The organism is Planomicrobium okeanokoites (assembly GCF_003428875.1).
GTDB classification, from domain to species: Bacteria; Bacillota; Bacilli; order Bacillales_A; family Planococcaceae; genus Planococcus; species Planococcus okeanokoites.
On the sequence record NZ_QQRS01000001.1, the window covers coordinates 765,800 to 784,921 of the forward strand.

The window sequence follows — 19,122 nt, forward strand, 5'->3', positions numbered from 1 at the left end:
TGGGAGTCGTAGGTTGTGATTAATGGTTAAATTTCGTCTTCATAAATAGCTGTTTCATCCTGGCGCACTTGCGTCAAAACACCTTCTGCAATTTCTTCAAGCGCTTTGCCTACAGGTTTTGCAGATGTGTATTTTGAAAGTTTCTCATCGCCATTTTCGTGCAATTGGCGTGCCCGCTTGGAAGCCAACGCCACCAAAGAGTATTTTGAATCGATACGGCTTTTTAATTTATCAACGGATGGGTATAACATCATGCATTCTCCTTTAGCATATCAAAGTATCTTTTTTCTACACGTTCACGCTTGCAATGTTCAGCGATTATAATGGCGTTGATGCGGTCACAGGCGTTTTCCACTTCGTCATTCTCAACCACGTAATCATAGAGGTTCATCATTTCAAGTTCCTGTCTTGCCGCCCCTAGCCGTGAAGCGATGACTTCATCGGATTCGGTTCCACGGCCGACCAGCCGCTCCTCAAGTTCGGAAAGACTTGGCGGCGCCAAAAAGATGAACAGGCCATCCGGCACTTTATCCCGCACTTGCGCAGCTCCCTGCACTTCGATTTCAAGGAACACATCACGGCCCGCGTCACGCATCTTATTGACGTATTCGAGCGGGGTGCCGTAATAATTTCCGACAAACTCAGCATATTCAAGCAGTTGACCCTGTTCGATCAAATCCTCGAATTCGTTGCGTGTCTTGAAAAAGTAATCGACTTCATCCACTTCGCCTTCACGCGGCGACCGCGTCGTCATCGATATGGAGTATTCATAATTCGTATCCGGCTGTGAGAACAGCTCTTTTCTGACTGTGCCTTTGCCGACCCCGGAAGGCCCTGATAACACGATCAGCAGTCCGCGTTGTTTTCTCATTTCTTTAACCACCTTAACCACCGCCATTAGATCTGGTCTATATTCTTCGTTTTGTAACTAACTGTCTTATTATATCATAATACACGGCAGAAATGATAAGATGGAACAAAACGATTTGAAAGAGGGATTTTTCATGGCATTTGATGGATTATTTACAAAAGCGATGACCAGTGAACTTCAACAGCTGGTCAGCGGCAGAATTTCAAAAGTTCATCAGCCCAATCAGCTTGAACTGCTGCTCCACATCCGCTCACAAGGAAGCAACCATAAATTATTGATCTCGATCCACCCATCGTATTCACGGATCCATTTAACGAAAGAAGCGAATACCAACCCTTCTGAACCCCCGATGTTCTGCATGCTTCTCCGCAAGCATATCGAAGGCGGCGTCATTACAGAAATTTCTCAGCACGGAATGGACAGGCTCATCATATTGAAAATCAAAGCGAAAAATGAAATCGGCGACGACATCGAGCGTGAACTACATGTCGAAATGATGGGCAGGCATTCGAATTTTATCCTGGTGGATTCGGAACGGATGATGATTCTCGACAGCCTCAAGCATTTGCCGCCGAGCGTCAACTCATTCCGCACAATTTTGCCGGGACAGCCATATATCTTTCCGCCATCCCAGGACAAAAGGGATCCGTTTATCAATTCGGATGCACTCATCAATTTGGGTGAAAAGGATTTGGTCCAGGAGTACGCCGGATTTTCTCCGCTGACCGCCCGTGAGTTGCATCACCGACTGGCTTTGGCAAACGACAAGGAATCGGCCGCTGCAAAATTCCTTGCAGATTTCAGCCAGGAAAATCCTGCAGGGTATTATGTTGAGCAGGACGGCAAAAGCTACTTCTCCGCGACTCCGCTGGAACATTTGGCAGCGCCGGGTTTGAGCTATCCGAATCTTGGTGACTTGCTTGACCGCATGTACTACGCGAAAGCAGAGCGCGACCGCGTCAAACAACAGGCAGGCGATTTGGAACGGTGGCTGCAGAACGAAATTTCAAAACTTAAATTGAAATTGAAGAAATTGAAGAAAGAGCAGGATCAGGCAGAAAAACGTGACCTTCTTCAATTGAACGGTGAACTGATCATGGCCAATCTCCACCGCATCCAAAAAGGCATGAAGGAAATCGAAGTGGACAATTATTATAATGAAGAAAAAGTGTTGATTCCACTCGATCCGCGGAAGACGCCGATCGAAAACTCCCAGAAGTTTTATTCGCGTTACCAGAAAGCCAAAACTGCTCTGGTCAAGACCCAGGAACAAATCGATAAAACCGAAGACGACATCGCTTATTTTGAAACGCTGATGTCACAAGTGCAGCAAGCTGGCATTTCCGATATTGAAGAAATCCGCGAAGAGCTGGCCGAGCAAGGTTATATGAAGGCACAGAAGTCGAAGAAGAAGAAAAAGCCGACAAAACCGTCTGTAGAACCTTATGTTTCAAGCACCGGCATCCCAATCTCGGTGGGCAAAAACAATAAGCAGAATGATTACGTCACGTTCAAAGTGGCTTCGAAATCCGATACCTGGCTGCATACAAAGGATATTCCTGGCTCTCACGTCATCATCCACGATTCTGAGCCGGATGAAGAAACCATCCTTGAAGCTGCCACGATTGCCGCCTATTTCAGCAAGGCACGGGAATCATCTTCCGTTCCAGTGGATTACACGGAAGTCCGGCAAGTGAAAAAGCCGAATGGCGCAAAACCCGGATTCGTCATCTATTTTGAACAAAAAACGGTTTTCGTCACACCGGATGAAGAACTCGTCATCAAACTGAAGAAATAATATTGCAGCAGCCGTCAGCTTTTGGGAGACGGCTGCTTTTTGTTGACATAAGATTATTATTTGAATTAAGTTGCAGGAATGTTCTGTGTTTTAAAATTCAGTCTCTCTTATATTGCCCTCTTACACGCTTAATGCTATGTTTTTAAAGGACTATAATATATGGAGGTAATTTATATGGTGAAAATGAAAAAGATGTTCTTTGCCCCTGCGCTACTGGCAGCTTCAGCGCTGGTACTGGCTGCATGCGGCGGAGATGAAGATACGACTACTGAAGAGAAAACGGCATGGGATGAAATCCAGGAAGAAGGCACATTGACTGTTGCCACTTCCGGTACTTTATTGGCAACATCTTTCCGCGATGAAGAATCAGATGAACTGACTGGTTTTGAAGTCGAAGTTGCGCGTGAAGTGGCTGAGCGCCTAGAACTTGAAGTCGAGTTCAAGGAAATGGGCTTTGATGAAATGCTGACAAGTGTACAGACTGGCCAAGTCGATATTGCAGCCAATGACATTGAAATCACAGAAGACCGCGCGGAAGAGTTCATCTTCTCGACTCCTGTAAAATATTCATATGGCACAGCGGTTGTCCGCAAAGACGACCTTTCAGGAATTTCTTCACTTGAAGATCTTGAAGGCAAAAAAGCGGCAGGCGCATCCACTTCCATCTACATGGAAATCGCCCGCAGCTATGGCGCTGAAGAAGTCACTTACGATAACGCATCAAACGAAGTCTATTTGCGCGACGTTTCCATCGGGCGTACAGACGTCATCCTGAACGATTACTACCTATCCACTTTCGGTGTCGCAGCATTCCCGGAACTCAACATCACTATCCACCCGGACATCAAATACGCTCCATCTGAAGTCGGTCTTGTCATGAATAAAGACAACGAAGAACTGGCTGAAAACGTCAACCGTGTTCTCGACGAAATGCTTGAAGACGGCACCATCACTGAGCTATCAGAAGAATTCTTCGGCGGAGCTGACGTGTCGGTTAAGCCGGATATTGAGGAATAAAGAAAAGCGACAGCGAGAGATAACTCAAACTTGTTTGAGTTTATCTCTTGCGACGAAGCTAGCGTAGCGATGCAGAGACAGGAGCAGCATTTTCACCTAAGTGTTGTCTATGGAATTCTGCACTGTATTAAAAGATTCTTTCAAACGGAGGGGTTCGATGAATGAAATTGAATGGGGATTGCTGTTCGATCCGGCTTTGGCGATCGAATCCCTCCCCTATGTGCTTGAAGGCATCTGGTACACACTGCTTATTTCGGTCGTCAGCATGCTTTGCGGATTGATCATCGGATTTTTCCTGTCGCTTGCCCGGACATCTCCGGTCAAGCTCATGCAATATCCGGCGAGACTTTACATCTCCTTTATGCGCGGCGTACCGATACTCGTGATTTTATTCCTTTTGTACTTCGCATTGCCGGTCATCGGCATTGAATTTACAGCGGTACAGGCAGCTTTAATCGGCTTCAGCATCAACAGTGCCGCTTACATCGCGGAAGTATTCCGGTCATCACTCGCTTCAGTCGACAAAGGCCAATGGGAATCTTCAACCGCGCTCGGGCTAACCTACTGGCAGACAATGCGGCGCATCATCCTTCCGCAATCGGTGCGGATTGCCGTGCCGCCGTTATCCAACGTCTACCTGGACTTGATCAAGGCATCTTCTTTAGCCGCAATGATCACCGTGCCGGAAATCTTCCAGAAAGCGCGGACAGTCGGCGCCCGTGAGTACGATTTGCTGACACTGCTGATCCTGGTCGCATTGATCTACTGGGCAATCTGTTCAGTCATGACGGTGCTGCAAAATTATCTCGAGAAGCGATATGCGGATTATCTATAGAATAAAAGAGGCGGTCGCGTGAATTCGTGGCTGTCTTTTTATTTTGGTGGAAAATTGGGATGGATTTTAAATAAAGCTGCTGGAATTTTCCTATTATTACCAATATTATTTATGCGACGGTTTTGCATGAACCATTTAAATTTTATCGGCGATTTTCATGAGTTTATCGGCGATTTTTGGAGGTTTATCGGCGATTTTTTTCAGTTTATCAGCGATTTTTAAGCGTTTATCGGCGATTCTTTCATTTCGGCAATAAAAGCACAATTAAAAAATCCTTACTTTCAACTCTCCTAATCTGAAATTTAAATCTGTTAAATATTGGTGTCAGCTCTTTTTAGAAGAACCCACACTTCTTTCTTTTCATTTACTCCATACATAAAATTCCATTGTTTCATTTTTGCAGGAACTATGTAGAGCTTAAGCGAATTCAACTTAAGACTGAAAAATGGTACAAGAGGAGATTATTTAATGATTTGGTCTAAAATACCGCGAGTATGGCAAGAATGTTTTGAAGAAGCATGGAAATCATTCCAGGAAGGCTCCCGGCCAATTGGAGCTCTGGTTACAGATGGAGAAGGCAATATTATTGCTCGTGGAAAAAGTGCAGCTTTCAATAAATTGAAGGATAGCGTCATTTCAAATAATGAACTGGCTCACGCTGAAATAAATGCTATGCTCCAACTGGACAATAGGATTTATACAAAAAGAAGCGCATATACACTCTACACCACGATGGAGCCATGCCCCTTGTGTTTTGGTGCATTTTATATGAGCGGCATCCGTAATCTGAAGTTTGCTGCGAAAGATAAATGGGCAGGCAGCACAAACTTGAAAGACGCCACACCCTATATGAGTTTGAAAGCGATAAAAATAGAACAAACTATTTATTGTCTGGAGCAATTGTCGATCGTGTTAAATATTTATTTTGAATATATGATCCACTTCGGAAAAGACTCAGCAGTCACCAATAGTTGGAAAGAAGATTATCCGGCTGAAGCTAAAGTGGCTGAAAAATGGTTTGCAGAAAGAAAACTGGATTCCCCTCTTCACATGGAGGTTTCAGAAGTTTTTGGAATGCTTCAAGATCAATTGGATAGGCAGATATTAGGTTCAGTTCAGGTAAAAGGCTAAAAAATTCTGATCCAGCGGAAATTTGCTCTACTGGATTTCAGCTTCTGAATTGAGATAATCAGAAAGATTATCTCAATTTGATTAAAATCTCTAAGTGAGCAGGAATATTTTCTATTAACTTTTTTGAATCGAAATATCCTAAAGCCGCTTCGATTTATCGTCGATTATTTTAGGTTTATCGTCGATTTTCTTGAGTTTATCGTCGATTTTTTCAGGTTTATCGTCGATTCTCAAGCGTTTATCGTCGATTCCATGATTCCAGCATTAATATTACGAAGAAAAAGCCCTCTATTTCATCAGGCTGAAATAGAGAACTTTTTTTCTGTAAAATATTTCCCTTCTCCACTCTTACCAAAAATCCTCCCCCACTCAACAACCCTTAACCATAAAATTCCTCGTCCTCATCATCTTCATTCTCGGGCATATACATGACTTCCCATAAATGTCCGTCGATGTCTTCGAAACTCCAGCCGTACATGAATTCGTTGTCCATTTTATCGTTGGAGGCGGAACCTCCTGCCGCCAGCGCGTTTTGAACGATTTCGTCAACGCCGGCCCGGCTGTCTGCGGTGATCGAGACGATCACCTCCGTGCTGGCAGCAGAGTCGCATAACGCTTTTCCTGTGAAGCTTTTGAAAAATTCTTCAACGAGCAGCATCACATATATATTGCGGCCAACTATCATGCATGCAGCTTTTTTATCCGTCATCTGTTCATTGAATTCGAATCCGATATCACCAAAAAATTGCATGGATCTGTCCAGGTCTTTTACGGGCAAATTAATGAAAACATGATTGGATTGAATCGCCATGGTTTTCTCCTTTCATTTTCAGCTATTGCCTATAGTATTCGAGGGAAAGCGGAAGTGTCCTGCAAGATGCTTAAAATTTTACATTTCATCCGGCGCCTGGATTCCAAGTAAACGGAGACTTTCCTTCAGCACCGCGGTCACTGCGAAAACAAGAGCCAATCTTCCTTCCAGCTGCCCATCATCTTCCAAAACTTCACGTGGCTATAGTACTTATTGAAATCCTGTGCCAGTTCGATTGCGTATCTCGCAATAACGGAAGGTTCGCTTTGCTCAAAACTTTTCAATATTGCCTCCGGAAATGCCATCAAATCCTTGATGACTTCCCAACTGTAGCTGTCGTCCAATCCAACAGGCATAATTTTATCCGCGGCCCGTCCCGATTTCCGTAATATCGAGCAGGCTCTTGCATGGGTGTACTGGACGTAAGGTCCCGTTGCTCCTTCAAAACGCAGCATGGCTTCCAGTGAAAACTCGACGTTATTCTGCCTCTCCGTCTTCAAATCGTGGAAAATCACTGCCCCGACGCCCACCATTTGTGCCGTCTCCGTTTTATTCGCCAGTGCCGGATTCCTCTCTTCGATATTCTTTTCCGCCAGCTCGATCACGTCTTTTAACACTTGATCCAATAAAACCACTTTGCCTTTACGGGTCGACATCTTTTTCCCGTCTTTCAAGATGAAACCGAACGGGATGTGTTCCATCTCATCCGCCCAACTGTAGCCCATCTTTTTCAGCACCAGCTTCAGTTGCCGGAAATGCAATGTCTGCTCCTGCCCAACCACGTACATCGATTTCGCAAAATGGTAATTCTCTTTTCTGTATAGAGCGGCCGTCAGATCACGAGTGCCGTAAAGCGTCGCGCCGTCACTTTTCCGGATCAGAAACGGCGGCAGCCCTTCTTCTGTCAAATCCACGACTTCCGCGCCTTCGGACTTTGTCAGCAGTTCCTTCGACTTCAGCAAGTCGATGGTCGCAGCCATCTTGTCGTTATAAAAGGCTTCTCCGGCAAACGAGTCGAAATCCACTCCCAAAAGTTCATATACTTTATTGAATTCGCTCAGCGATTCATCTTTAAACCACTTCCACAATCCCTCTGCTTCCGAATCGCCGTTCTCCAATTGCCAAAAGCACTTTCTGGCCTCATCTTCCAAAGCCGAATCTTCCTTTGCTTCCTCATGGAATTTGATATACAGCGCCAACAGCTCAGGAATCGGATTTTCTTTCACCGCCGCTTCATCGCCCCATTTCTTATACGCGACGATCAATTTTCCGAACTGCGTGCCCCAGTCTCCCAGATGATTGATCCCCACTGCTTTATATCCAAGCTTTTCAACGATTTTAGCCAATGAATTTCCGATCACCGTCGATCTCAGGTGGCCCATCGAAAAAGGTTTTGCAATATTGGGGGATGAAAAGTCGATGGTGATATTTTTGCCTTGACCGAGCCCGCTCCCGCCATATGCCGCCTTTTCTTCCACGATCGTTTGCAGCAATTCTTTACTGACGGCTGATTTTTTCAAGAAACAGTTTACATATGGTCCTGCAGCAACGACATCATCGAACACAGGATGTTTTATCCGCTCCGCCAACTCCACTGCAATTATATGCGGTGCCTTGCCTTGGATCTTCGCCAATGAAAAACAGGGAAACGCCAAATCACCCTGGCCATCAAACTTCGGTTTTTCAACTAAACCCATTATCTTCCCTAAATCCATTCCACCATCCAGATTTTTCTCGATTTCCTCTGCAAACAATTTGTTATAATCCATCGTTCCACTCCTCCTGTTTCCCGGTAAAAAAGAAAAAACCCCGTCTCTAATGTGAATTAGAGACGGGGTTCCCGCGGTACCACTCTGATTGCCCGATCATCGGACCTGCTTAAAGCGGTAACGGCGCCAGCCGACCTGCCCTACTCGAGTTCAGGCGGTTTCTCAGATATGCGGTTCGGTATACTTCGGCCGCCAGGCTTCCACCATCCCCGGCTCGCTTCGACACTCCATATACCTACTCTTATCTTCCCAGAATTTAATGTATTTTTGTTATCTTACCGATTTCCATAATTTGTGTCAATGCTTGATTCGACTTTTTCATATTTAAGGAGAAATGGCAGGCCTGTTGAAACCAGGGCAATCACAGCCACAATCGGCAACATGACTCTTCCCAGCTCCAGATTCTGCATAAAAATCGAAATATAAATCACGGGCACCAGCAGCAATAAAACCGCCAATAGCCGAGAGGCACTGGCTACTTTATGCACTGTACCGCATTTCCGGCAACTAACCGGCCGAAAAGCGAGCCATAACGATTGATAAAGCTGGTTCCATTTGAAAGCTTGCTTACAGTTTTCGCATCTCTGCATTCTCCCGGCTCCTTCTTGCTAAAAAACGATCTTTTATTCGCGTAAATTTTTGCCTTTTTCGTACATCGCCTGCATATTTTCCTCAGGCACCAAGGCACCGCCGGTAGACCAGGCGATGTGCACAGCCTTGTCGGAATCCACACCGCGCGAAGACAGATATTCATTCTGACTCAATTTCACAGAACCCAGCAAAGATGAAGCCGCGGATGGCTCAACAAAAATATCATCGCCGTCAGCCAGAATCGCCAGTAACCGGTAAAGTTCATCATCCTCAAGCGTATAAATGCCGCTGATCAACTTTTCACTAATCGACGATGCGAAACTCGATGGCCTGCCGACTGCAAGCCCGTCGCCTTCAGTCAGATTATCGATGCCGAAATCCTGGACGCATACTTTTTCTTTTTGGCCTGTCATCAAACCGATCAAAACGGAAGGTGAATGCGTCGGTTCCACAAAGAAGCAATGGACGGCATCTCCATAGATCTGCTTGAGCCCGAAAGTGATGCCGCCCGGCGAACCGCCAACACCGCATGGCAAATAAACGACCAGCGGATGTTCCGCATCAACAGTAATATCCAAGTCATCCAATTGTTTTTTCAGCCCGAAAGCTGCAGTGCTGTAACCGAGGAACAGATGCCTCGAATTTTCATCATCGACAAAATAAGCCATCGGGTTCTCTTTGGTCTGTTGACGTCCTTCCAGAATGGCTTCGCCAAAATCGCCTTCAAATTCGTGAACAATCGCGCCTTTTGAGCGAAGCAAGTCCTTCTTCCACGCTTTTGCATCAGCTGACATGTAAACCGATACGGAAAAACCGAGCTCCGCACTGATAATGCCGATGCTGAGCCCAAGATTGCCTGTTGAACCTACGCCGATTGAATACTGGCTGAAGAAATCCTTGAACTCTTTGGATGCAAACTTGCTGTAATCATAGCCATCAGTGATCATGCCATTCTCCAGCGCCAATTGCTCTGCATGATGCAACACTTCATAAAAGCCTCCGCGTGCTTTGATCGACCCTGCGACTGCCAGCTCATTGTCGCATTTGAGGAACAGTCTGCCGGGAAATTTTGTGTTGTATGTGGTTTCCAGAATATTTTTAGTTGCGGAAATTTCTTTCAATGGTGACTCGATGATTCCTCCAGCTTCTGCCGTTTCTGGAAACGCTATCGCCAAAAATGGCGCAAAGCGCTGCCATAGCTCCTCCGCTCCTTGCATATCCTCTTTCGTTACGGCCAGTTGTCCGAGATCCGAAGTCTTCGTTTCATTCGGATTCAGCCATAACACCGGTCGAAATTCCATCACGTCGGATAATAACGGGTACTTCTGCTGCCAATCGTTGAGTTGCTGTTGCGTAACTGCCATTGGAATCATCCTTTCTGCTGAGTGACTGCTTCTTTCCTCATCATACATGAAAATATCGATGATTTCAGTTTCTGTAACGTAAGGTCGGTTCCGGTTTAGTCCATCATCCATTCGAATAAACTTTAAACACCACACATTAACACTCTCTTATGCAATGAGGAAACACAGTAAATATTGGAATAGGAGCAATATAAAATACATTCAATTATTGTTCATTAATTCCCTTTCAGGTTTATGATTTATACATTTATATAAAACTTTACTCAAATAAAAAACAGAAATCTGATTATCAGTTTTCTGTTTCACTAAATCATAAAATACAATACTGCGGCTCCGATAAAATTCGGCAAAGCGAGCAATAAGATCGTATTCGATAAATTGACTGTATTATCCAATTTAATAACAGCTAAATTTCCCAGCACCGGTGCTGATGAGCTGATAAAACCTGTTTTTAAAAAGCCTCCGAGCAATATTCCGGCAATGCCTACTATTCCCGTCACATTCATTGCAATTTCCAAGTTATTGTTCATACCGAAAAAACCTGTCAGTATAACAAAAATCGAAGTCCCCAATAGTATCCTTTTCATAACTTCCCCCCATCTGTTAATAGCTCAATCATGCTAAATTAAATCAATCAAAATTTAAATAGTGTAAATCCAATGATTGATGATGATTTCATTTTTATAAATCATTCAACAATTACCGAAAAAGCGTAATTGCCGTCTCCTTCTTTCCACAATGCTGTTATGTGATAAACATAGATGCCTTTCTCTTGTGGAATTGCAATGGAATCATTTATAAGTTCAATTTCTTTACTAGTGTCTCCATCAATCCATTGCTTGATTTCCAGTGTGCCGTCAAGCGGTTCCCTGAAAAAATCAATTCTGATATTCTGTTGTGGAGAAACTGATGCAGGATCATGTTCTTCTGCCATATCTAATGGAGTCGTATGAATAAAATCTGCACATTGAGCGAATATCATTCCGTGCCAGCAATACGAACCTTGCGTAGTCGGAATCTCTTCCCCATTCACTGTTACTTTTGGGGTTGGCGGTTCCATCCGAAAGGGCTCGATAATTGCTATGGCTAAAATCAGTACAGCAAAAATAACTGATCTAGGAAATTTACTCATTGTACTTCCCCCTTTACTTCCAGTAGGCTGGTTTAAACGAAAGAAGTTACAAGTTTGAGGATTTAAGTTTAAGTTATTTTATGTATCACTTATTAAATCTTTTTTATAACCCAGCAGATTCGCCTACCACTCCAAAACGCTTATATCCTCAGGAAGTGTTCTTATGAAAAATGCTTTTTGTGCACCACTCAATCTGCTCCCCGTGAACTCGGTTCCATAATGCTCAGAGGAAAACAAAATATCTTCCTCGCGGTAGAGGAAGACCGAAAACCATTTTAACTGTCCAGCATCATTCAATGAATCTGTAAGGAGAAAGTTTTTCGCTTTATCAGACAGATCTCCTTTCACAATTAAAACCTTGCCTTCCTTTCGGCATACGACACTTTTGAGTCCATGAATAACTTCATCAATCACAGCTTGCTCATCTTCCCAGCAATGAATTTCGAAAGCATCCATTCCACTGAAAAAATGCTCTATCAACGGATTCCAAAACGAATAGTCTTCAGCGTAATGCATATCATTATCTGATTCACTATATGTGGTGATCTCGAAATGCATATTGTAAGTAGGCATCGGTTTTCTCCTTCAAAATGTAATGATTATAATTCATGTAAGATCAAGATGAATTCTGGAAATGATTTTCCTATTCTGCTTTATTCTTCTTGGATCCACCAATCTCCTTCATTCGTATATCATTCGACTTCTAAGTGATTTTGGAAAACAAATATTTTCATGCAAAATAAAAAGAAGAAACCTCATTAAAAGTTCCTCCTCATCGAAGAATTATGCTGCTAGTTGAAAAACAGACTGTATGCGACATATCCTAAAAATAATAAGATTATTAATATACCGATACCCTTCCATCCTATTCCACCTACTAAATCCGTTAAATTTCCACTCCCAGAACTTCTGTCAAACCCATCACTAAATGAGCCGCCGGGATTATTTTTTAATTCATTCTGCCTTAAGCGCTCTCTTCCATCTTCAGGTGTTTTATTAGACCCCAAATGAACCCTCCTTTATCCAGTAATAATCAGTGATGCAAAATATACTCATACTTCTGTAAGGATCTTACAAATATAATTTAATATAATTTAATATAATTTAATTCTTTACTATAAGATATCTAAATACTGCTTTATCAAATACAAATGATGCTCATGCAATAGATTCTTTTCCAGTTCACTGTAATCGACCCAGCACATGATTTCTTGTTCAACTGGTTCAGCAACCTTTTCCAGCAGTTCAGCAGCGTATAAAATTCCGACATTATGCTGAGAGTCATTGGGATATTTTGATGAAATCCAATGTCTTTCAGCTTTGCCTATTTCCTCAGCGATCCGGATTTCATGGCCAGTTTCCTCGATACTCTCCCTTAATAACGCATTTTCAGGAGATTCACCTTCATCAACCCCGCCTCCTACTAAAAATAAAAGATCATCCGAATCCTTTACACATAAAAATTGCTTTTTGTCATTTTGAATTACAGCATAAGCTCCTGTTCTCTTCCAATAATTCAATTTATAATCGCGTTCACCGAATTTAATCATTGTCCGCCTCCAAATGAAATATTAAGTAGTTGTCTTTTCTTGTTTTCCAAAAAATATTAAGTAAGTTTTATAAAATAAGGTATTAAAGATTAATATCCAAGTTGCAATTAACGTATTAATTACTTGATATAGGTACTTTTACAGTCAGAACATATCAAAGAATGGGAAACCAAAAACCACTATAAAAGGGAGAGGTATAATTATTAACCTGATAATTCGAGAGTCAATTCCGTTTGCAAATAAAAACGTCAGTGAACCAACAATTGCGGCTATTAAAAACCCCATATAGTGCCCGTCTGCCACTACCCATTCTAATACAATCCCTAATACTAGACCTATTGCTAAGAAGACTGAAAAATTTTTAATAGTTAAATACGATTTATTTTTTTGTAAGTACAAATATAAAAATCCAATTAAACCTCCTATATAAGCAAACATTAGCACAGTCGCAGTGAAGATATAAAAAGTGCTGAAGTTAATAAAACTGCCAAAGTGGATTAGATGATAGATTGAAAATGTAAAAACTGATAATACAGCAGCTAAAGAAGAACTGGCCATGTATTTCATTAAGCTCTCCATCATTATTCTTTTAAATCGAAGGAATCGATTGCAAAGATCTCAATTTCCCACCCAAGCTGTTCTCCTCTTTTGACTTGTACAGTTGGATGAAGCGAAGCTATTTGAATCGCTTTATCCATGTTCTCGGCTTCCAGTATAAAGGCACTGCCAATTACTTTCTCCAGCTGATTTGGCATCCCGGATTCAGTTTGTATTTCCCCATTAAGCCGCTTCAATCTTTTCATTTCTTGACTAATGCCGACGTCCATCAATACATTACTGCTACTATACAAATTCTTTATATGAGTTTGGCATTCCAGCATAATTCCCTCTACTTCTTCCGTAGGAAGTGCGTCCATTTTTTCCTTATTATAATAACCCAGACACAAGTATTTCATTTAAATTCCTCCTCTATTAAAAATTTCGTTACTTTTAATGGTTTGAATTCGTTTTCTATCCAATTTTCCAACCGCTGTATAAGGTAAGTGATCCACAAAAACGATTTCCCTCGGAATCTGGAATCCTGCTACGTGCGTACTCAACCAACTCGAAAGTTCACTTGGCGTTAATGATTTATCGCGGTATAGCTGCACGAACGCTTTTAGGATCTGTCCGCTGTAGACATCTTCAACTCCGACTACAGCGACGTCTTCTATACTCGGGTGGTTGGTCAGCGCCACTTCAATTTCCAATGGATAGATATTGTTACCGGCTGAAATGATTAAATCGTCTGTTCGTCCACACAGGAAATAATAGCCTTTCTCGTCTCGGTATCCGATGTCGCCTGTTTGGATCCAACGGCTTGGATTGTTCTTCATCGACCACTTATTCCGAATACAAAATTGACCGATATTGCCAGGTTCGACTTCTTTTCCCTCCACTACTACCTGCATCTGGCCACCGGCGATCAGTTTGCCAAGTGTGTTGGCGTGATGTTTGAAATCTTCAGGTACAGCAATGATATTCAAGCCCGCTTCCGAAGTCCCGTACAAATTGTATAGGACACCCCCCAGCTGATGGTTCACTTCATTTACTAAAGCCGGATTCAGTTTCGCACCTCCTGATGCAATGCAGGCAAGCGAAGCGAGGGATGCTTTATCGTGCTTCAACATCTTATGGATCATGAGCGGAACTACCGTTACAACTTCTGCCTGATGCTGCTGAATGAGGGCACAGGCTCTTTCCGCATCAAAGCTCTCCTGAATGACAACTTTCTTTCCTAAAGCAAGAAATGATAATAATACAGCGATCCCGTAGCCATGGTAGATTGGCGTCGCAATATAAGCAGTGCTGTATTTCGGTAACTGCAGCCGGTTCAGTAATGCTGCAAATGGATCCAGAAAATTAAAGAGGGATGGTCGGTGAACCACTTGCTTCGGTTTTCCGGTGGTCCCACCCGTCAATAAGATGATCTTGCCGCTGGAAGAGGGCTTCAATTTTTGTTTTCTATGTAGAGATAACTCTGGCAAAGTTGCGATTGCTTCATATTTTTCATGATAACTGCAGATCTTTGGATTTCGATAAGGAGATTTCTCAATCAAACCACTAAATTCATCGTCGTAAATAAGAAAATCGAAGCGATGCTCTTCCACAAGTTTATTGAATTGCAATTGGCTCATAGAACTATTCAGCAGGTATAAGTCCGCTCCCAGACGCGAAGAAGCAAAAATGCCCTGCACCAACGAAGCATGGTTTTTACAATAAAACGCAACTTTTTGCTTTTCCCCAACCCCATATCGATCTGCCAGAAAATAAGCGAGATGTTCACACCGTTTCTGCAGTTCTCTATAACTAAGCACTTCATGGCTATCCACTAAAGCAGTTTTTTCATTGCCTGTTATTTTCGTTAACGTAAATAAAAGCATTAGATTGATGCCGTTTTGATGAATTGCGAATCCCAGACGGCCTAGCTTTGACAGTGAAAGAAAATCGAGCTGAGACAATATCTTCAGCAAATTAAACATTGCCTCTTTCACGCTCCTTTTTCATTATCAATTTAGGGATGAGAAACGATAACGGTGCCCTGAAAATGACGGATGCCCATTGACCGAAGATTAACCACCAAGGTTTATACACTTTTCTTTTTGAATACAATGCATGTCCGATAATTTCAGCCACATGAACAGCCGACATAGCCGGTGACTTCTGATAAGCAACAGTCGGTTCAATCATGGGTGTCTTTACCAGGGGCAGATACACTGTGGATACAGAAATGTTTTTGATTTTCAATTCCGGCTCTGCCGAGCGCAGCCACGTATCAAAAGCGGTTTTCGATGCCTGGTAGGCTGCCCAGTAAGGGACAGGAACCATCAAAGCGTTAATCGTGGACACATTGATGATATGTCCGTTCTTTTTCGCAAGCACAGGAATGAGCGACAGCAATAACTGTACCGGAGCAAAATAATTAAGAGCCATGGTACGGGTGAAATCATGGTAACGTTCGAGAGATTCTGCAATAGGTCGATTAATGGAAATACCGGCATTGCTCACGACAACATCCAATCCATCCGTCAATCCATGCAAAAATCCCAGCAATCCTTTTAGTTCTTCTTCATTTCGCAAATCTGCCGGGAATACCGTCACCCTTGCAGAAGCTTGTTCAATCTCCGTCTTCATCGCAATCATGATGTCTTCTCTCCGGGCTACCAGAATCAGATGCGCGGTTGTGTTCGCCAATCGAAATGCGAGCTCCTTTCCGATCCCTGAACTCGCTCCGGTTATCAAAATAGTCTTGCCATCCACTTCTTTTTTCAGCTTCTCGAAATTGAAGCGGGACGAGAAAAACAAAGTTCTTTCCAGTAAAGTATAGTTATACATTTGGCCAGCACCTTTTTATCAAATGTCGAATCTTTATCAAGAATTTTCCGACTCTTCTTTTTATAAATTTTACCATTTAAATTGGTTATTGGAATAGGTTAAACATATACAGAGAATTAATATTTTTGGACTGGAATGCAAATCAGGCAGTTTCTAAAGCTACAGTTTTGCAGATAGAAAGGGAGACAAGATAAGCTGCGATTAGCCTCTTGCCTCCCTTCGAAATTATTCATCTATCGATTACTGATATTATTTAAGCCTGATTTTTTAAAAGTAAGAACTTGGACCTTTTTATAGCACAACTCGAAATAATAATTATCAACAAATCTTTTTCTTGTTGCATGTATAAAAAAGTAAGTAAATCTATTTTTTTGATACACAATAAATGAGAGGCCGGCCCGATAATCCCTGGGCCACCCTCTCCATCTTTGCGTTGTCTTTTTAGAATTCTATTTCTATCAGCTGGGCATCTGCCAGCTTTTTATCGCTTGCGCTATACACGTCACTTGTCATAAATTTCAGTGGCTCGTTGCTCGGCTTTTCAAGAATAAAACCGATATTCCCTTTTTTCGTTTCACCCGGCTGAATTTCACCGTTCAATTCTTCCAGGTAAATATCTTCTTCCCATGTATTCGTTTCTCCTGCATTCGTCTCGACTACTGCCACAGGTGCAAATTTTAGCACCTCTTCGGTAGTATTCGTGATTTCCACAAAAAACTTCACCATGCCGAATTCCGTTTCGTGCGTATACGAATGGAAGAAATCAATCATACTGTATTCCGGTTTGAAATGAAGGAGTTTGGCTTCGTATACTGTTAATTCGATTCCGCCCACTTCATATGCCGGTATTTCTGTTTTTATTGCTTTAAGCTCAATTTCTCCCCGCAGATCACGGAAGGATTGTCCCGCTTTCTGCAAGGAGCGGTCGTCCGTCACCTGAGGACTGAGAACATAGCCGTCAAAATAAGTAGGGATGGCGGCGGCTTCTTCGTTTACTGCAGCCTGTGCTGCCGGTTCCGTTTCTTCAGAACAGCCTGCCAATACAAGAATAGATAGTATACCCAAATTAAAAATGCGATTCATCGGCCCTCTCCTGTCCTGCAAAAATTCTTCAGCTAAATTTGCACAAGATTTATTTTACATTCATCCATTTATTTATCGTTTATTTCGACTTTCGCTTTAAGTAAATCGAAGATGATTTTCGCATGGTCTGTATTGTCCAGGTTTCCTGCGAATTTCTCACTCGATGGGCCGTAAGCATAAACCGGTACGTCTTCTCCTGTATGGCCTCCTGTTGTCCAGCCTGTATAGGAACGTTTGTTGAAAATTTCTTCGATTGCATTGTCGATGCTTCCATAGTTTTCAGTTTCTGCTGCAACTTTCACAGCGCTGATTTCTTTGTCTGTCAATTCAAGGTCGATGTACTGGCTCAAAATTTCTTCCACTTCCGCGCCCTCGGCAATTTTACTTGCCATGAAATCCGGCGTGCGTTTCGCAGCAGCAATCGGTTCACCGAACCAGTTGTAAATGCCATCAGCCCCGATCGAGAATCCACCCGTTGAATGGTCGGCTGTTGCAATCACTAAGGTATGCTTGTCTTTTTTCGCAAATTCAATTGCTGCGGCATACGCTTTCTCGAAATCTTCCATTTCACTCATGGCACCAACAATATCATTATCGTGTCCTGCCCAGTCAACTTGACTGCCTTCCACCATCAGGAAAAATCCATCCTTGTCCTGTTTGAGCCGGTCGATTGCAGACTTGGTCATTTCTTCAAGCGAAGGTGCGCTGTCTTCACGGTCAATCATTTTCGGCATGCCGGCTGGCGCAAATAATCCAAGCACTTGAGCGTCTTCATTTTCCAATAATTCCTGCTTGTTCGTTACATAGCCATATCCATCGTTCTGGAACTCTTCAGTTAGGTCACGGTCTGTGCGGTCGAATAAACTCGTGCCTCCGCCCAATAAAACATCGACTTTATGCTCGCCGTTAATGAGCTCATCATAATAGTCATCAGCGATTGCATTCATATTTTTTCTGGAGATGTCGTGTGCTCCAAAAGAAGCGGGAGTAGCATGTGTGATTTCAGAAGTCGCTACCAACCCGGTTGCCTTCCCTTTTTCCTTGGCAGCTTCGAGAACCGTCTCCACTTCTGATTCATCATTATCAACCGCAATGGCATTATTATATGTTTTGATTCCGGCTGCCATCGCTGTGGCTGAAGAAGCGGAATCGGTAATATTTTGATCCGGATCTTCAGGATGCGTCATTTGCTGGCCGACCAAATGCGGATCAAAGGCTGTTTCTTCAATAAGTTTTGTAGCCGGATCGTCTTTCATTGAGCGGTATGCAGTCGTATAAGAGACTCCCATCCCATCGCCAATCAAGAAAATGACATTTTTAACTTTTCCATTAGTTTGTTCATTGCCATTCGCTTCGGCATTTGGCACTGCGCCTGCAACACTGGTAAATGCAATAGCGGATACAACTGCGAATGGAAACAATTTCTTCTTGAAGTTTTTTATGGACATCTTTTTCCCTCCTGTTTTTAGCTTACAAGAGCAATGGTAGAGATTGATTATTAAGGAGGAGTTACAGAAAAATGAATACTATGTAAAAAAAGAAAACACTCAACTTTACAAGCAGAATCATTATGGTTCTCTATATTTTCATTTAAGGAATGCAGCCGTTCGTAAAAAGTACACTTACATAAAGAAAAAAGGAAGTGGCTTTGTATAATGCCGCTTCCCTTCCGATAATTCATGATATGGCAACTGAAATTAAGGTGGTTGTCACGGTTGGACTTACCCCTAAGAAAAATAGCTCCGTTATAACTTGAGTCACTTTATAAATTTACTGAACGCACAATAAAATCTTT

21 protein-coding genes, 1 pseudogene and 1 other annotated feature are annotated in these 19,122 nt (G+C 42.7%); of the genes and pseudogenes, 5 read left to right on the forward strand and 17 right to left on the reverse strand.

The window, feature by feature from the left end:
* Nucleotides 1-26 precede the first annotated feature (26 nt).
* Nucleotides 27-251 carry a DNA-directed RNA polymerase subunit omega gene (gene rpoZ, locus D2910_RS03900; RefSeq protein WP_117312444.1) on the reverse strand — a complete coding sequence of 75 codons (225 nt, stop codon included), beginning with the start codon at nucleotides 249-251 and terminating at the stop codon, nucleotides 27-29.
* Nucleotides 251-871: a guanylate kinase gene (gene gmk, locus D2910_RS03905; RefSeq protein WP_084245089.1), complete on the reverse strand. Its 621-nt coding sequence runs from the start codon at nucleotides 869-871 to the stop codon at nucleotides 251-253. Before gmk ends, rpoZ begins: the two co-directional genes overlap by 1 nt.
* 133 nt (nucleotides 872-1,004) lie before the next feature.
* On the opposite strand from gmk, the gene D2910_RS03910 reads away from it, so the two are divergent.
* The 5 genes from D2910_RS03910 to D2910_RS03925 all read left to right on the forward strand — a co-directional run bounded on the left by D2910_RS03910 (nucleotide 1,005) and on the right by D2910_RS03925 (nucleotide 5,652).
* Nucleotides 1,005-2,669 carry an Rqc2 family fibronectin-binding protein gene (locus D2910_RS03910; protein ID WP_117312445.1) on the forward strand — a complete coding sequence of 555 codons (1,665 nt, stop codon included), beginning with the start codon at nucleotides 1,005-1,007 and terminating at the stop codon, nucleotides 2,667-2,669.
* Between the two features lie 183 nt (nucleotides 2,670-2,852).
* Nucleotides 2,853-3,686, forward strand: a complete 834-nt coding sequence (locus D2910_RS03915; RefSeq protein ID WP_117312594.1) for a transporter substrate-binding domain-containing protein — start codon at nucleotides 2,853-2,855, stop codon at nucleotides 3,684-3,686.
* 157 nt (nucleotides 3,687-3,843) lie between these two features.
* The gene (locus D2910_RS03920) at nucleotides 3,844-4,521 is read left to right on the forward strand and encodes an amino acid ABC transporter permease (protein WP_084245085.1); all 678 of its coding nucleotides are present in this window, start codon (nucleotides 3,844-3,846) and stop codon (nucleotides 4,519-4,521) included.
* Nucleotides 4,522-4,539: 18 nt separating this feature from the next.
* Nucleotides 4,540-4,743: a hypothetical protein gene (locus D2910_RS16755; protein ID WP_133299067.1), complete on the forward strand. Its 204-nt coding sequence runs from the start codon at nucleotides 4,540-4,542 to the stop codon at nucleotides 4,741-4,743.
* Nucleotides 4,744-4,989: 246 nt separating this feature from the next.
* Nucleotides 4,990-5,652 (forward strand): nucleoside deaminase, encoded by a 663-nt coding sequence (locus tag D2910_RS03925; protein WP_117312446.1) that lies wholly within the window; start codon nucleotides 4,990-4,992, stop codon nucleotides 5,650-5,652.
* A 379-nt stretch (nucleotides 5,653-6,031) separates the two neighbouring features.
* Here D2910_RS03925 and D2910_RS03930 read toward each other — a convergent pair whose 3' ends face one another.
* The 15 genes and pseudogenes from D2910_RS03930 to D2910_RS04000 all read right to left on the reverse strand — a co-directional run bounded on the left by D2910_RS03930 (nucleotide 6,032) and on the right by D2910_RS04000 (nucleotide 18,775).
* Nucleotides 6,032-6,463, reverse strand: coding sequence for a VOC family protein (locus tag D2910_RS03930; protein ID WP_117312447.1), 432 nt, complete (start codon nucleotides 6,461-6,463; stop codon nucleotides 6,032-6,034).
* A gap of 78 nt (nucleotides 6,464-6,541) precedes the next feature.
* Nucleotides 6,542-8,232 (reverse strand): annotated as a pseudogene (argS, locus tag D2910_RS03935) (arginine--tRNA ligase).
* Nucleotides 8,233-8,287: 55 nt separating this feature from the next.
* Nucleotides 8,288-8,492: a binding site (T-box leader), on the reverse strand.
* Nucleotides 8,493-8,507: 15 nt separating this feature from the next.
* The gene (locus D2910_RS03940) at nucleotides 8,508-8,822 is read right to left on the reverse strand and encodes a TIGR04104 family putative zinc finger protein (RefSeq protein WP_117312448.1); all 315 of its coding nucleotides are present in this window, start codon (nucleotides 8,820-8,822) and stop codon (nucleotides 8,508-8,510) included.
* Nucleotides 8,823-8,855: 33 nt separating this feature from the next.
* On the reverse strand, nucleotides 8,856-10,187 hold the full coding sequence (locus D2910_RS03945) for a D-serine ammonia-lyase (protein WP_117312595.1): 1,332 nt from the start codon (nucleotides 10,185-10,187) through the stop codon (nucleotides 8,856-8,858).
* A gap of 305 nt (nucleotides 10,188-10,492) precedes the next feature.
* Nucleotides 10,493-10,774 carry a hypothetical protein gene (locus D2910_RS03950; RefSeq protein ID WP_117312449.1) on the reverse strand — a complete coding sequence of 94 codons (282 nt, stop codon included), beginning with the start codon at nucleotides 10,772-10,774 and terminating at the stop codon, nucleotides 10,493-10,495.
* 101 nt (nucleotides 10,775-10,875) lie between these two features.
* Nucleotides 10,876-11,319 carry a hypothetical protein gene (locus tag D2910_RS03955; RefSeq protein WP_117312450.1) on the reverse strand — a complete coding sequence of 148 codons (444 nt, stop codon included), beginning with the start codon at nucleotides 11,317-11,319 and terminating at the stop codon, nucleotides 10,876-10,878.
* A 123-nt stretch (nucleotides 11,320-11,442) separates the two neighbouring features.
* Complete coding sequence (locus D2910_RS03960) at nucleotides 11,443-11,892, reverse strand: hypothetical protein (RefSeq protein WP_117312451.1); 450 nt, start codon at nucleotides 11,890-11,892, stop codon at nucleotides 11,443-11,445.
* A gap of 218 nt (nucleotides 11,893-12,110) precedes the next feature.
* Nucleotides 12,111-12,326, reverse strand: coding sequence for a DUF6366 family protein (locus D2910_RS03965; protein ID WP_117312452.1), 216 nt, complete (start codon nucleotides 12,324-12,326; stop codon nucleotides 12,111-12,113).
* 108 nt (nucleotides 12,327-12,434) lie between these two features.
* On the reverse strand, nucleotides 12,435-12,869 hold the full coding sequence (locus tag D2910_RS03970; protein ID WP_117312453.1) for an NUDIX domain-containing protein: 435 nt from the start codon (nucleotides 12,867-12,869) through the stop codon (nucleotides 12,435-12,437).
* Between the two features lie 144 nt (nucleotides 12,870-13,013).
* A complete protein-coding gene (locus D2910_RS03975; RefSeq protein ID WP_133299068.1) occupies nucleotides 13,014-13,436 on the reverse strand; it encodes a hypothetical protein in 423 nt (140 codons plus the stop codon).
* A 14-nt stretch (nucleotides 13,437-13,450) separates the two neighbouring features.
* Entirely contained in the window at nucleotides 13,451-13,825 is a 375-nt protein-coding gene (locus D2910_RS03980; RefSeq protein ID WP_117312455.1) for a YciI family protein, read from the reverse strand.
* Nucleotides 13,826-15,391 carry an AMP-binding protein gene (locus D2910_RS03985; protein WP_117312456.1) on the reverse strand — a complete coding sequence of 522 codons (1,566 nt, stop codon included), beginning with the start codon at nucleotides 15,389-15,391 and terminating at the stop codon, nucleotides 13,826-13,828. It lies immediately after the preceding gene.
* Nucleotides 15,384-16,244, reverse strand: coding sequence for an SDR family NAD(P)-dependent oxidoreductase (locus tag D2910_RS03990; protein ID WP_117312457.1), 861 nt, complete (start codon nucleotides 16,242-16,244; stop codon nucleotides 15,384-15,386). Before D2910_RS03990 ends, D2910_RS03985 begins: the two co-directional genes overlap by 8 nt.
* 441 nt (nucleotides 16,245-16,685) lie before the next feature.
* Complete coding sequence (locus D2910_RS03995) at nucleotides 16,686-17,327, reverse strand: DUF4352 domain-containing protein (protein WP_117312458.1); 642 nt, start codon at nucleotides 17,325-17,327, stop codon at nucleotides 16,686-16,688.
* A gap of 68 nt (nucleotides 17,328-17,395) precedes the next feature.
* Complete coding sequence (locus D2910_RS04000; RefSeq protein ID WP_117312459.1) at nucleotides 17,396-18,775, reverse strand: alkaline phosphatase; 1,380 nt, start codon at nucleotides 18,773-18,775, stop codon at nucleotides 17,396-17,398.
* Nucleotides 18,776-19,122 lie beyond the last annotated feature (347 nt).